Source organism: Stenotrophomonas pictorum JCM 9942, assembly GCF_001431585.1.
Lineage (GTDB): Bacteria > Pseudomonadota > Gammaproteobacteria > Xanthomonadales > Xanthomonadaceae > Stenotrophomonas > Stenotrophomonas pictorum.
The window spans coordinates 20,367-34,281 of record NZ_LLXS01000005.1 but is presented as its reverse complement, the minus strand read 5'-3'; the positions used below and the strand labels follow the sequence as shown (position 1 = coordinate 34,281).

Annotated in this window: 12 protein-coding genes; 4 read left to right on the top strand and 8 right to left on the bottom strand. The window is 65.4% G+C overall.

The genetic code is table 11. From position 1 onward, the window contains the following. Positions 1–463 precede the first annotated feature (463 nt). From ARC78_RS01385 to ARC78_RS01375, 3 genes are all read left to right on the top strand, one after another. Positions 464–1,408, top strand: a complete 945-nt coding sequence (locus ARC78_RS01385; protein ID WP_054658060.1) for a DegV family protein — start codon at positions 464–466, stop codon at positions 1,406–1,408. Positions 1,409–1,493: 85 nt separating this feature from the next. After that, positions 1,494–1,832, top strand: coding sequence for a hypothetical protein (locus ARC78_RS01380; protein ID WP_054658058.1), 339 nt, complete (start codon positions 1,494–1,496; stop codon positions 1,830–1,832). 3 nt (positions 1,833–1,835) lie between these two features. Then, entirely contained in the window at positions 1,836–2,510 is a 675-nt protein-coding gene (locus tag ARC78_RS01375; RefSeq protein WP_054658056.1) for a Dph6-related ATP pyrophosphatase, read from the top strand. Between the two features lie 58 nt (positions 2,511–2,568). Here the strand turns inward: ARC78_RS01375 and fghA are convergent, their stop codons facing one another. Genes fghA through ARC78_RS01355 form a run of 4 tightly spaced genes read right to left on the bottom strand, consistent with a single transcriptional unit; the run spans position 2,569 to position 5,186 of the window. Beyond that, positions 2,569–3,408, bottom strand: coding sequence for an S-formylglutathione hydrolase (gene fghA, locus ARC78_RS01370; RefSeq protein WP_054658054.1), 840 nt, complete (start codon positions 3,406–3,408; stop codon positions 2,569–2,571). Position 3,409: 1 nt separating this feature from the next. Beyond that, positions 3,410–3,739, bottom strand: coding sequence for a DUF3658 domain-containing protein (locus ARC78_RS01365; RefSeq protein ID WP_158499969.1), 330 nt, complete (start codon positions 3,737–3,739; stop codon positions 3,410–3,412). A 10-nt stretch (positions 3,740–3,749) separates the two neighbouring features. After that, complete coding sequence (locus ARC78_RS01360; RefSeq protein ID WP_054658050.1) at positions 3,750–4,859, bottom strand: S-(hydroxymethyl)glutathione dehydrogenase/class III alcohol dehydrogenase; 1,110 nt, start codon at positions 4,857–4,859, stop codon at positions 3,750–3,752. Between the two features lie 51 nt (positions 4,860–4,910). Then, positions 4,911–5,186, bottom strand: coding sequence for a metal/formaldehyde-sensitive transcriptional repressor (locus ARC78_RS01355; RefSeq protein WP_057505572.1), 276 nt, complete (start codon positions 5,184–5,186; stop codon positions 4,911–4,913). 153 nt (positions 5,187–5,339) lie between these two features. On the opposite strand from ARC78_RS01355, the gene ARC78_RS01350 reads away from it, so the two are divergent. Continuing rightward, the gene (locus ARC78_RS01350) at positions 5,340–7,022 is read left to right on the top strand and encodes a tetratricopeptide repeat protein (RefSeq protein WP_057505571.1); all 1,683 of its coding nucleotides are present in this window, start codon (positions 5,340–5,342) and stop codon (positions 7,020–7,022) included. A gap of 93 nt (positions 7,023–7,115) precedes the next feature. On the opposite strand, the gene ARC78_RS01345 is transcribed toward ARC78_RS01350, so the two are convergent. From ARC78_RS01345 to ARC78_RS01330, 4 genes are all read right to left on the bottom strand, one after another. Continuing rightward, positions 7,116–7,757 (bottom strand): glutathione S-transferase family protein, encoded by a 642-nt coding sequence (locus tag ARC78_RS01345; RefSeq protein WP_057505570.1) that lies wholly within the window; start codon positions 7,755–7,757, stop codon positions 7,116–7,118. 98 nt (positions 7,758–7,855) lie between these two features. After that, complete coding sequence (locus tag ARC78_RS01340; RefSeq protein ID WP_054658186.1) at positions 7,856–9,031, bottom strand: hypothetical protein; 1,176 nt, start codon at positions 9,029–9,031, stop codon at positions 7,856–7,858. 52 nt (positions 9,032–9,083) lie between these two features. Then, positions 9,084–10,721, bottom strand: coding sequence for an alkaline phosphatase D family protein (locus ARC78_RS01335; RefSeq protein ID WP_054658184.1), 1,638 nt, complete (start codon positions 10,719–10,721; stop codon positions 9,084–9,086). 72 nt (positions 10,722–10,793) lie between these two features. Then, on the bottom strand, positions 10,794–13,808 hold the full coding sequence (locus tag ARC78_RS01330; RefSeq protein WP_057505569.1) for a TonB-dependent receptor domain-containing protein: 3,015 nt from the start codon (positions 13,806–13,808) through the stop codon (positions 10,794–10,796). Positions 13,809–13,915: the final 107 nt, after the last annotated feature.

The following is a 13,915-nucleotide window of genomic DNA, read 5'->3' as shown; positions in this document are numbered from 1 at the left end:
CTATGTGCCGCATTCTATCGCGCATTCATAAATACCACCCTGCGTAGCGGTATGGCTGATACCGCTGTTGCGTGGGGGAAAAATCTGGTGGCGGCAGAGTCGCTTCACTACCTGCACGCCGGAGCGGTTGGAAGCCTGCCGGCCGGTCCCGGCCGTGACCAGAGGTTTGCGCAGATCCGGAGCCGGCACGCACCAGCGAGTGGACTTGCCAGGTGTGAGGCAATGGCGGGCGGGCACCTTCATCGAGGTGCAGGGAGCGCCGCCATCGCCGGTGCCTGTGCCCGTTGGTCAGGCCCCCTCGGCAGGCCTGCGCGGAAGGAACCGGATACGGTCCACCGGACTCCACACTGGACCATCGGGCAGCCGCCGCTCAAGGACGGAATACCTGGCGCGAAACCGTACGCCGGCGTTGGTTTTGCGATACGGTTCGCACATTCAGATCACATCGGGACGGGGGGCTTCAATGCGCATAGGGATTGTTGTCGATTCGGCCTGCGACCTGCCGCCGGAGTTCATCCGCCAGCACGGCATCGTGCTGCTGCCCATCACGGTACGGATCGGCGAAGCGGTGCTGGCCGACCACCGCGACGAGGAGGCCACGCTGGGTTTCCTGCATGCGCATGTGGCCGAGGGCGGTGCCGAAGCGGAAACCATTGCCTTCAGCGTCAACCAGATCCGCGATCTGTTCCTGGGCACGCTGGTGATCGACTACGACCATGTGTTCTGCATGACCATCACCAAGACCCGCAGCCCGATCCACGACAACGCGATGCAGGCCAGCTTCGCGATCCTCAACGACTACAAGCCCGTGCGCCAGGCTGCCGGCCACAACTCGCCGTTCGCCCTGCGCGTGCTCGACACCCAGAACCTGTTCGCCGCGCAGGCGGTTACCGCGGTGGAGGCGGTGCGCCTGCGTGAAAGCGGTGCCAGCGTGCAGCAGATGCGCGAGCGCCTGGAACAGCTGGCGGGCAACGTGCATGGCTACATGGTCACCCGGGATCTGTACTACCTGCGTGCCCGCGCCCGCCACAAGGGCGACCGCAGCGTCGGCCTGCTCAGCGCCGCACTGGGCAGCGCGCTGGATATCAAGCCGGTACTGCACGGCTATCGTGGCGATACCGCGCCGGTGGCCAAGATCAAGGGCTTCGACAACGCGGTGCAGAAGCTGTTCGATTTCACCGGGCAGCGGGTGCGCAACGGACTGCTGACGCCCACCGTATGCGTGAGCTACGGCGGCGAGCTTTCCGAACTGCGGACCTTGCCCGGCTACGCCGCGCTGCGTGATACCTGCAGCGCGAACAAGGTGGAACTGCTGGAAAGCGTGATGAGCCTGACCGGCATGGTCAATGTCGGCAAGGGCGCGGTGACCGTCGGTTTTGCCGACGAGCACCACAGCTTCACCGCCTGACCACCGATCGCCCCCGGCCATCACTGGCGTGACGCGGTCGCAACGCGTTGCACGTTACGTTGGGTCAACCCTCAGGAGAATCCGTATGTCCGTGCAGTACTCCATCTCCCTGCCCGATCCGGCCAAAGCCCGTGGCAACGATCCGCGCCTGTCCTTCAGCGCCAATGGCGCCGAGGAGTTCGCCGCGCAGCTGCAGGCCGCGCTGCGCACGCCCGAGCTGTTCCAGCGCTGGAAGGCCACCCAGGAGGATCCGGAGGATGTCGACCCGGCGTTGGGCGCCACCGACCCGGATGCCACGGTGACCGGCCAGCAGGCCGATCTGCGCATCAACCTCCAGGCCACCACCCGCCTGCCCGGCGAGCTGTTCAAGCAGCGTCTGCGGCTGCTGGCGGGCAGCCACTGGGAACTGCGCGACGTGCGCTGAGCGGTGGCCACGCCGATCCTGCTGTCCTGGAGCGGTGGCAAGGATGCCGCCTGGGCACTGCATGAACTGCGCCAGCGCGAGGACTTCACCGTCGTTGCGCTGCTTACAACGCTCACCGAAAGCTACAACCGCTCTTCGATGCAAGGCGTACGTGCCGACGTGCTCCAGGCCCAAGCCGATGCCGCGGGACTGCCACTGGTACAGGCCTGGATTCCACCGGTTTGCGACAACACGGTGTACCTGGCACGCATGTCCGAGGCATTGACCGGCGCTCGCCAGCGCTGGCCTGCGCTGGAAACCATCGCCTTCGGCGATCTGTTGCTGGCAGACATCCGCGACTGGCGCGTGCAGCAGTACGCCGAACTCGGCTGGCGCACACTGTTTCCCCTGTTTGGCCGCGACACCGCTGCGCTGGCCCGGCAGATGGTGCAGGAAGGATTGCGCGCGCAGCTGTGCTGCGTGGATAGCCAGGTGTTGGATGCAACGTTCGCCGGACATGCCTTTGACATGGCTTTCCTTGACGCATTGCCCGCCGGCGTTGATGCCTGCGGCGAGAACGGCGAGTTCCACACCTGCGTCAGCGCCGGCCCGATGTTCCGTGCGCCACTGCGATTGCGCCAGGGCGATACCGTGCTCCGTGACGCACGCTACGCCTATACGGATTTCCTGACGGCTTGACCGCACCGGCCACTGTCCCACTGGCGCAGGAACGACCTGCGCCAGTGGGACAGCCAGTTCAACCGTGCATCGCCCTGGCGTGATGGGCGATGTGCTCGCCGATGAAGCTGCTGATGAAGTAGTAGCTGTGGTCGTAACCGGGCTGCAGGCGCAACTGCAGCGGATGGCCAGCCGCCCCGCAGGCGGCCTGCAGCAGCTCGGGCCTGAGCTGGCTGGCGAGGAACTCGTCGGCATCACCCTGGTCGACCAGCAGCGGCAGACGCTCGCTCGCCCCGGCAACCAGCGCGGTGGCGTCGTGACGCGCCCACGCCGCCCTGTCGTCGCCGAGGTAGGCCGCAAACGCCTTCTGTCCCCACGGCACCTGCGAGGGCGCCACGATCGGCGAGAACGCCGACACGCTGCGGTAGCGGCCGGGGTTCCTCAGCGCGATGGTCAACGCGCCATGGCCGCCCATCGAATGGCCACTGATCGCGCGGACATCGCTGGCCGGGAAATTCGCCTCCACCAGCGCCGGCAGTTCATCGACGATGTAGTCGTACATCCGGTAATGGCGGGCCCACGGCTCGGTGGTGGCATTGACATAGAAGCCGGCGCCCTGGCCCAGGTCGTAGCCGTCGGCATCGGCCACCGCCGGGCCCCGCGGGCTGGTATCCGGCGCCACCAGAATGATTCCATGCTCGGCCGCATAGCGCTGCGCGCCGGCCTTGGTGATGAAGTTCTGTTCGCTGCAGGTCAGGCCCGAGAGCCAGTACAGCACCGGCAAGCGAGCGCCAGCCTGCGCCTGCGGCGGCAGATAGACCCCAAGCGTCATGTCGCAGCCCAGCACCCGGGAAGGATGGCGGTAGACCTCCTGCCAGCCGCCGAAACTGGCACGGTGTTCGAGGCGTTCGGCCAGCATCTCAGCCACCTCCCGATGCGGACGACAGGCGGATCTGGCAAGTCTTCAACACCTCCAGGTCGCCCTTGACCTCGATGCGCGAATCGTTGGCCAGCGCGCGGATACGCAACGCGTAGAGCGCCTCCGGAATATCCTCGTATTCGTCGGGTGCGGCAATCAATACGCCGGTGGTAACGAAGCCGGCCTTCTTCCAGCTCCGGTCCAGCGACGACAGGATCAACGCATCAATCTTCGCCAGATCGGATGCCTGCAGTCGCTCGATCGCCTCACGCGCTTCCGCGCTGTCGTCCACGCCAGCCAGTGCCGCGGCCAGTCCATCTTTATTGAACATCGCACTCATCTCAGTAGTGGATCACCGAACGGATCGACTTGCCTTCATGCATCAGCTCGAAGGCTTCGTTGATCCTGTCCAGTTCCATGGTGTGGGTGACGAACGGCGCCAGTTCGATATGGCCCTTCATCGCATCCTCGACCATGCCCGGCAGCTGGCTGCGGCCCTTGACGCCACCAAAGGCGGTGCCCAGCCACTTGCGGCCGGTGACCAGCTGGAACGGCCGGGTGGAGATTTCCTTGCCCGCGCCGGCCACGCCGATGATCACGCTCTGGCCCCAGCCGCGGTGCGCGCATTCCAGCGCCGCGCGCATGACATCGACGTTGCCGATGCACTCGAAGCTGTGATCCACGCCCCAACCGGTCATTTCGACGATGACCTGCTGGATCGGCTTGTCGAAGTCCTTCGGGTTGACACAGTCGGTGGCACCGAACTGCTTGGCCAGTTCGAACTTGGACGGGTTGGTGTCGATGGCGATGATGCGCCCGGCCTTGGCCTGGCGCGCGCCCTGGATCACCGCCAGACCGATGCCGCCCAGGCCGAACACGGCCACCGAATCACCCTCGGCCACCTTGGCGGTGTTGTGCACCGCGCCGATGCCGGTGGTCACGCCGCAGCCGAGCAGGCAGACGTGCTCCGGGTTGGCTTCCGGGTTGACCTTGGCCAGCGAGACCTCGGCCACCACGGTGTACTCGGAGAAGGTCGAGCAGCCCATGTAGTGGTAGATCGGCTCACCGTTGTAGCTGAAGCGGGTGGTGCCATCGGGCATCACGCCCTTGCCCTGGGTGGCGCGCACGGCCACGCACAGGTTGGTCTTGCCGCTGGTGCAGAACTCGCACTTGCCGCATTCGGCGGTGTACAGCGGAATCACGTGGTCGCCCGGCTTCACGCTGGTCACGCCCTCGCCCACCTCGACCACGATGCCGGCACCCTCATGGCCCAGCACCACCGGGAACAGGCCTTCCGGGTCCTCACCGCTCAGGGTGAAGGCATCGGTATGGCACACGCCGGTGTGGGTGATCCTGACCAGCACCTCGCCGGCCTTGGGCGGGGCAACATCGATCTCGACGATCTGCAGCGGTTCACCGGCGGCAAAGGCGACGGCGGCACGGGATTTCATGGTTTTTCTCCTGCGGGAATGACGGAAGGCGACGCTGTGCGCCGCCCGGGATTACTTGAGATAGGAACGGATCAGGCTGGACATCTCGGTCACGCGCGCGGCGCGCTGGGCTTCGGACCGCGCCGGCTGGCCGAATTCCTCACGCAGGTGGGCTTCCATGACCTGGCTCATCAGTCCGTTGACCGCGCCGCGGATGGCGGCGATCTGCTGCAGCACCGGGCCGCAGTCGGCACCGGCCTGCAGCGCGCGCTCCAGCGCATCGCACTGGCCACGGATGCGCTTGACCCGGGCCAAAACCTTCTTTTTTTCCTCCGGCGAGTGCGGCATGACCGACCCCGATACCTTGTACTGGGGGGTAGTATATTTTGCAGGCTGCGCGATTGCACCCGCCAGAGATGCCGGCACATCCTTCACAGCGCGGTATCACCCCGCGCGCGGGGCCGCAGTATCGTCCCGGTCAACTGCTCCGGAGGCGCCACAATGATCCGCCGATCCGCGCTCCTGCTGCTGCCATCGACGCTGGCTGCGCTGCTGCTGACCGGCTGTGATCGGGCCGGGAACGCCGGCATCGAGACAGCCGCCGTCCCCGACTCGGTGCCGGTGCCCCTGTTTGAAACCTTTGGCGATCTGCATCGGGATATCGGCACGCCCGTACCGATGGCACAACGCTATTTCGACCAGGGCCTGCGGCTGGCCTACGGCTTCAACCACGAAGCCGCCGGACGTGCCTTCGCCGAAGCGGCGCGCCTGGATCCACAGTGCGCGATGTGCGCATGGGGACAAGCGCTGGTGCTGGGTCCGAACATCAACCTGCCGATGGACCCGGCCGCGGCCAAAGAAGCCAGCGCGCTGGCGGCAAAGGCGGCGCATCTGGCCGGCAGCGCGCGACCGGTCGATCAGGCCCTGATCCAGGCACTGCAGAAGCGCTATCTCGCCCCGGCACCGGACGACCGCGCACCACTGGACCACGCCTATGCCGAGGCGATGGCCCAGGTGGTCGCGCAGTTCCCGGACGATGACGACGCGGCCACCCTGTATGCCGAGGCGCTGATGGATCTGTCGCCGTGGGCCTACTGGAACGCGGACGGCTCACCGGCGCAGTTCACCCCGAAGCTCGTCGGCGAACTGGAGCGCGTGCTGGCGCGCAATCCGCGCCACATCGGTGCGATGCACTACTACATCCACGCCATCGAGGCCTCCCCCGACCCCAAGCGCGGCGAACCCTATGCCGATACCCTGGCGGCGCTGGCGCCCGGCTCCGGGCATCTGGTGCATATGCCCGCCCATATCTACATCCGCGTCGGCCGCTACCACGATGCGACCCTGACCAATCTGGCCGCCACCACCGCCGACAAGGACTTCCTGGCCGTATGCCGCGGCAGCAACGGCGTATATCCGCTGGGTTATGTGCCACACAACTGGCACTTCGCGACGATGACCACCGGCCTGACCGGCTCACGCACGCTGGCGCTGCAGGCGGCAAAGCAGACGGCCGAGCGCGCCGACCGCAGCGCCATGGGCGAGGCGACGATGCAGTTCATGCAACAGTTCGTGGTCGCGCCGCTGCTCACCCAGGTCCGCTTCGGCGACTGGGACGCGATCCTGTCCGACACCAGCACGCCATCGGAATTGCCCTATCCGGCCGCGATACGCCACTTCGCCCGCGGCATGGCCCAGCTGCGCAAAGGTGCCGTGGATCAAGCGGAAAAAGAAGCCGACGCGCTGCATGCGATCGCCATCGATCCGGCGATGGCGCAGGTGAGCTTCTTCGCCATCAATCACGCCGACAATGTCCTGCGGGTCGCCGATGGGCTGCTACAGGGCGAGTTGCTGCGAGCACAGGGAAATCATCGCGACGCGATCACCCGCCTGCGCGAAGCCACCGCGGCCGAGGACGCACTGGCCTACAACGAGCCGGCCGACTGGCCCCTGCCGGTACGCCCGTATCTGGGCGCCGCGCTGCTGGAAAACGGCGATGCCAACGGCGCGGCGGAAGCCTTCAACCAGGATCTGAAGACCTATCCGCTCAACGGCTGGTCGCTGTTCGGCCTGGCGCAGGCACAGCAGGCCCTGGGCCAAGCCGATGCCGCGCACGAAACCTTTCGCCAGCAGGCCACCGCCTGGCAGTGGGCCGATGCGCCGCTGACTGCCGCGCGCTATTGAGCGCAGCCACGCCGATTCTGCGCCGGGCGTCCCCGCCGCAGGGCACCACTCCCCAGCCGGGAGTAGGCTTCCCCGCCACGCCGGGTCACGGCATCAGCCCGCCGGCTGTGCGACCAGCGCGTCATCGGCCGCCGCGGCGCGCTTGAACGCCTCCCGCTCGCCCAGACGTTGCGCATAGGCGAGAAAGCCCGGCTGCGGCGGGAGCGTCTTGAAGGTCAAGCCGAACAGGATCTGGCTGCCGACATAGACATCGGCCGCGCTGAAACGCTCGCCAAGCAACCACGGCGACGCCTTGGCCGCGATCTGCTCCAGCAGGCCGATGGTCGCCTCATAGCTGCCATAACCGACGAACCCGGCCTTCTCCGGGGGCGGCTCCTGGCCCAGCGCGCGGGCGGTAACCGCGGCCTCGACCGGGCCTGCGACGAAAAACAGCCAGCGCAGGTAGCTGCCACGCAGCGGATCGGCCAGCGCCGGGGCCAACCCGGCGGCCGGAACCGCGTCGGCCAGATAGGCGCAGATCGCCGCGGTTTCAGTCACCACCACGCCGCGGTGGACGATGGCCGGCACCTTGCCCATCGGATTGATCGCCAGATACTCCGGCGACTTCATACTCTGTCCGTAGCCCATCACCTCGACGCGGTAGGGCTGCCCGATCTCCTCCAGCATCCAGCGCACGACGCGGCCGCGCGATTGCGGGTGGGTGTAGAAGACAATCTCATCGTTCGAACTGCCCATGCACGTGGCTCCGGATGGTGGAACGGCAGTCTAGCAACACGCTGCGGTATCTCCCGGAAGTGCCCGCTGCGCTGCAAGACGAATCCGGCCGGCGGCGGTCATTGCCCCGGCGGCTCCGTCAACACCGGCATCAGCGGCTGCGATGTGTCGCCGGTCCAGCGCATCAGCGTCAGTTCGGCCTGCTGCGCGCCCTTTGCACCGGAATTGCGCACGGAATAGAACAGCCCCCCGCCCAGCGACTGCAAGCCGACATCGGCCTTCTGGTTCCAGCCACGGATGCCGGTCGCCGGATCGCGCTGGCCATCGGCGGCCAGGGCCAGTCGCAGGCCCTGTTCCCAGCCCTTGCCATCGGCCGCCGGCACCCCGACCAGATCCCCAAGGACCGGCGCCGCCCGGCCATCCACGGCGAACAGCTGGTAGTTGGGAAATGCCGCCTTGCGGCCGCGGTATACGCCCATGAACCAGCGCTGCGATGCAGCGTCATAGGTGAGGTTCTGCACCCCATAGGTGGTGTTGCCGGTGTACACGAAGTACTTCCCGTCAACCTCCGCCGGTCCCTGCCGGTGCGGGCGTGCCTCGATCAGTGGCTGCGCGTGACGCGCCCAGTCGCGGATGTCGTATTGCAACAGCACCTGGTGGTCGTTGTCGGTGCGTGCGGTGTTTCCGTAGATGCCGTAGGCCACGGTCAGGTACAGCGGGCCCTCGCTCGCACCGAAGCGTGGCCCGAACGCCACTCCGTCGATGCCCGAACAGCCATAGCGGTGATCCGGTGACTGCGCCTCGTTGCCGGAGTAGCGACCGTCATCGCCATCGAAGCGACCGTCGCCATCCACGTCGGCGGTGTAGTCGTCCACCACCTCGGGCAGATGGACCGTGCGGAAAACCTCGCCCTCGGCGGCATCCATCCCCACCCGGTTGATGCCTTGGCCATCGATGATGGCGATGTAGAACGCCTGATCGGCCTTGTATTCGAGCGAGCCGTAGATCCGCCCGTCAGCGGGGTTGAGATCCAGATCACCCAGATGACCGGTCCAGCCGGCCAAGGTACCCACCAGCTTTCCCTCGAAGTCGAACTTGGCCAGCAGATTGGTAAACGAGTAGTAGATGAAGCCGCCCTGCCGGTCCACGGCGATGCCCTGCACATGTCCTGCATCCCAAGTGCCCCCGTCCTGCTTCAATGGCAGCAAAGGGGGTTTGCCGGAGGTGACAGCCGGTTCCCCGGCCAGCGCCGGAGCCGCCAGCAGCGCCAGCATCAGGTAGAAACTGTTTTTCATGGGAGATTCCTGGAAACGGATGCAGGTGGCCGGTTGGCAGGCGGGCGGCAGTTCATGCGCCGCTGAAACGGTTCTGTCCGCGCTGCACGGTCATCTGATGGGAGCCGGCCAACGCGGTCGTGCGGGTCTTGATGTCCTGCATGAACACCCACTCGCAGCGGATCCGCTGCGGGTTGATGTCCAGCAGCGCGTAGCCGCGCTGTGCGGTATCGCACCAGCGGATTTCCGGGTTGCGGGCCATGAAGGCCGCAGCCACCGTTTTCGGATCGGTGGCCATGCTGCCTTCGATACCGCCAGAAGTGACCGCCTGCACCGCGAACTCCACCCCCGCCGCTTGCCCGCCCTCCTCCAGCGCATAGGCCCAGGCGTTGTGGCTGTCACCGGAGAGCATCACGAGGTTGGCATCGGCCTGTTGCGCCGCACGCAGCAGACGCGAACGCGCGGCAGGGTAGCCATCCCAGCGGTCCATCCACATCGGCAGGCCAACGCGTGCGCCGCGGATGTTGTCCTTGAAGGCCTGCACCGTACGTTCGCTGGCCTCCGGGCGCAGCCAGCCCAGGGTCTGCTCCGGCATCAATGTGCGACCGAGAATAGTGCCCATCCCCACCAGTTGCCACGTGGTGTTGCCGGCGTTGTGCTGCAGACCGTGGTACAGCCAGCTCTCCTGCTCCAGGCCGAGCATCGTTGCCGAGGGATCCTGCCACGGGCCATCGCGGAACGCCTCCAGCGCCTCCCGGGTACCGGCCAGATAGGCGCTGCGGATATCGGCCGGCTGCGTGCGCCCGATCAGGCGCGACTCGGTGCGGTACAGCGTGGCCAGCGTGCCGATCGGATACTGCTTCCACGGCTCGTCGGACACCGGCAGCCATTCCCGATAGGCCTGCACCGCGGCCGCCTTGCGGGTGTTCCAGTCACCTTCGCTGGCGGGCTGGTGGTTCTGCGCGCCGCCCTCCCAGCTGTCGTTGGTGATCTCGTGGTCGTCCCACAGCGCCACCATCGGTGCCATCTGATGCAGCCGCTGCAGGTCCGGATCGGCGCGATAGCAGGCCAGGCGCAGGCGGTAATCCAGCAGCGAAACCATTTCGTGATCGTGCGCCGGCAGCCCCTCACGTCCTGCAACCCGGTCCTGCGTTTTGTAGGAAGCCAGACCATATTCGTAGAGATAGTCGCCCACGTGCAGCCACAGGTCCATGTCCTCGCGCTCGGCCGCATGCGCGTAGGCATTGAACCAGCCGACCGGCAGATTGGCGCAGGAGAACAGGCCGAGCCTGAAGCTGGCGACCTCGCCTACCGGCAGCGTACGGGTGCGGCCCACCGGCGAGAAGCTGCCATCGGGTGCGATGAAGCGATACCAGTAGGTGGTCGCCGGCTGCAGACCGTCGACAGTGAGCTTGGCCGTCCAGTCGCGGTAGCTCCCGGTGCGGACACTGGCGCCGGCCACCACCCGGGTGAACGCGCGGTCCAGCGCCATTTCCACCTGCAGGGTCACGTCATTGCTGCCTGCCGGGGGCAAATAGCGCGTCCACAGCAGCATGGAATGCGGGCCGGGTTCGCCGCTGGCGACATTGTGGGTGAAGCCTTTGGCGCCGAGCAGCTCGCCAGCCAACGCGCGGCCGACCGGCAGCAGCAGCGCACCAACCCCCAGGCCGGCGCCGATGATCAGGCGGCGACGATCGATATTGACGGTCACGAAGCAGTCTCCAACGGGAATCCAGATAGAAAAAACCCTTCCGCGCCCGGCGCGGAAGGGGTGCAGTGGCGATCAGAAGCGGCCGCGGATACCAAAGTTCCACATCGAGCCGTAGACCGTGTACATCTGCACGCGGCTGGGGATGTTGGAGTAGATGACTTCCGGCTCGTTGAAGATGTTGCGGCCGGCCAGCATCACGTCGATGTTGTCAGTCAGCTTGTAGCTGGCGCTGATATTCCACAGCTGACGCGAATCGCGGTAGAGAATGCCGTTGTTGGCAGTGGTCGGCGTGTTGCTCAAGGCGCTGACGCGATGCTCGGACTGGTAGTTGCCGTTGATCTGGAAATCGAAGCGCCCGTAGTTGTAGCGGACACCCCAGTTGGCTGCTTCCTTGGGAATGTTCTGGCGCGGACCATCCGGATTCACATGGGTCAGCGAGCCGTACAGGCTCAGGCCCTTGAGCGCACCGGGCAGGAAGGTGAGCTGCTGGTTGTACTCCAGCACCATGCCTTCGTTGGTGCTGGTGCCCGGCAGGTTCTGCGCACTGCGGAAGGTATAGCCTTCGTAATCACCGGGGTTGAAACCCACACTTTCCGGATCGACCGTGATACCGGTGACCTGCATGTCCTGCATGTCCAGTTTGTAATACGACAGCCCCAGCATGCCCGACGGCTCCAGGTAGTACTGCAGGCTGGCGTAGTACTTGGTGGAATGCTCGGGCTTGAGCTGCGCGTTGGGCACGGTGACGATCATCGTGTCCTCGTTCACCGACACCACACCACCGAGGTTGCCGTAATCCGGGCGCAGGATGGACTGGCTGAAGGACAACTGGCCGACCAGCTTGTCGGTGAAGTCGTACTTCATGCCGCCGCTGAGGAAGAAATCGTCGTACTCGCCCTTGCGCGTGGTGTAGCGGCCGTTGTTGTACTGGTACAGCAGGCCTTCGACCGTGTTCGGGTCCAGCCCGGCGGCCTGGACCTCGCTGCGCGGACGCACGTCGGCCATGCGCGCCGCGGTACGGGTCTTCTCATAGCGCAGGCCAAGGTCGAAGCGTGCATCGCCAATGCGGGTTTCCGCTTCGATGTAGGCGGCATCCACGTCTTCCTGGATGCGCTTGTTGTTGTCGAGCCGGCGCTTGAGGTTGCCGATAACGTCCGGCACGAAGTACTCCGGATGCTCCCGGTAGATGTCGTACATCGCGTAGTTGTTGTCAGCGCGCCAGCCCTGATCGTTCAGGTTGCCCGCGCCGGTCCCGATGATCGCGAAGTCGTAATTCCCGGTCCACGGCACCGAGGCCGAGGGATCGGTCTGGCTGCCGTTCGGACCGACATACTTGTATTGCTGCCAGGAACCTTCATTGGTGCGCCAGTCGTTGCTGCGCGTGCCCAGACCGCCCATCAGCGTGAGCGGGTTGTCGTTCCAGCTCAGATGCTTCTTCAGGTCGAGATTGATACCGGACTGGTCGTTGACCGCATCGGATTCGGCAGTGCGCACGTTGTAGCCGATGGGGTGATCGCGATTGAAGTTGGCCGGATCGTTCCAGGGCCGCCCTGCGGTCTGCGCCAGATTCCACGCGTGCGAACCTTCCGACGGGCGATCAAGAGTGAAACCGATACCGGTCAGCCAGCTGTCGGTGCGCTGGAAGAAGCCCTTGCTGTTGTCGCGGAAGTTGAACTCGGCTGACGAGTAGCTGCCGCGCAGCACCGCCTCCCAGCTCTCGCCCTTGTACTCGAGCTTGGGCGCGACCAGATAGGCGGGGGTACCGGCATAGCGATGCGAGTACTGCGTATGCAGCCGGGTGTTGGTGCCATTGGGATCCACCACGATGTGCTCGGGGGTGGAGCCCGGCGCGGCTTCGGATTTGGACGTGGTGCCAAAAATCAGGTAGGTGTACTGGTTGAAGTACTCCACGTCGTACATCGAGTAGGTGCTGCGCAGCGAGGCGACCAGGTTGTCGGTGATCTGGTAGTCCAGGCTCAGGTTGGCGGCGGTACGGCTGGTCTTCTTCGGACCCGGACGCCACATCACCCGGTAGGGCATGGCGCTGCCGTCGGGCTTGTAGGCCCAGTCGGTCTGGATGCGGTCCTGCTGCACATAGTTGGCGTTGTAGCTGGCGTTGAACTCCACGCCGAAGCGGCCGTCCATGAACACATCGCCGAAGCCGAACTGGCCGGAGGGATAGATCGTGTCGTGCTTCTTGTCGTCGGGGAAATATCTGCCGGACCAGTTGGAATCGGACGTGCCCACCGCACCAAGCTGGAACACCAGATCACGCTTGCTGCGCTGGAACGCATGCTTGCTGCGCAGGTTGATGTTGCCACCCGGCGAATCGGCATCCATCGCCGCGGTCAGCGTGTGGTTGAGCTCGATCGACTCGATGCCGGTGATCGACATCTGCTCGAACGAGTTCTGCCGGCCGGAGTTGTTGTTCGAGGTGGCCGTGGCCATGCGTGCGCCATCGGTGGTGAACGTCGAATACTTCGGATCCAGACCACCGATACGCACCGCGGTGGCGTCGACTTCGGTGTAATCCAGCGACAGACCCGGCATCGACTTCATGAACTCGCCGACGTCGCCCATGGTCAGCGCGCCATAGTTGTCGGCGGCCACCACGTTCTTGGCATTCATCGCCGCACGCCGCTCCATGATCGCGCTGGCCTGGCCTTCGCGACTGGCGGTGACGGTCAGACCCTCCAGGCTCACCGCCTCGCTGGCTCCCGATGCATAGGCGGGGGCCTTGAGCGGAATATCCACGCTGGCCACTTCATCCTTGGTGACCGTGACCGCCACCCGGCTTTCCTCAAGCCCGGCGTAGCGGACGACGAGCACAACCTCACCTGCGGGAACACCATTGAGGCGGAAACCACCGCTTTGATCGCTGTAGACGACATTGGTGGTTCCGGCAACGCGCAGTTCGGCATTGCGCACGTACTGCCCACTATCGGTATTGAAGACACGGCCGCGAACCGCACCACCGGCCATTGCCTGCTCCGAAACCTGCCGCTGCTCCTGCGCGAAGGCTTCTGGCGCAAGGCAAAGCGCAAGCACGATGGCACCAGCCAGCGCCGACTTCCTGACTACGATCATGATTTGTTCCTGAAGAGATATGCGTAGGTCGTGCCTGGAAACTGCTTCCAGGCAGATGCAGCGCATCGTATTCACCTTCAGTTACAGAACATTTACATGTGGTCGCC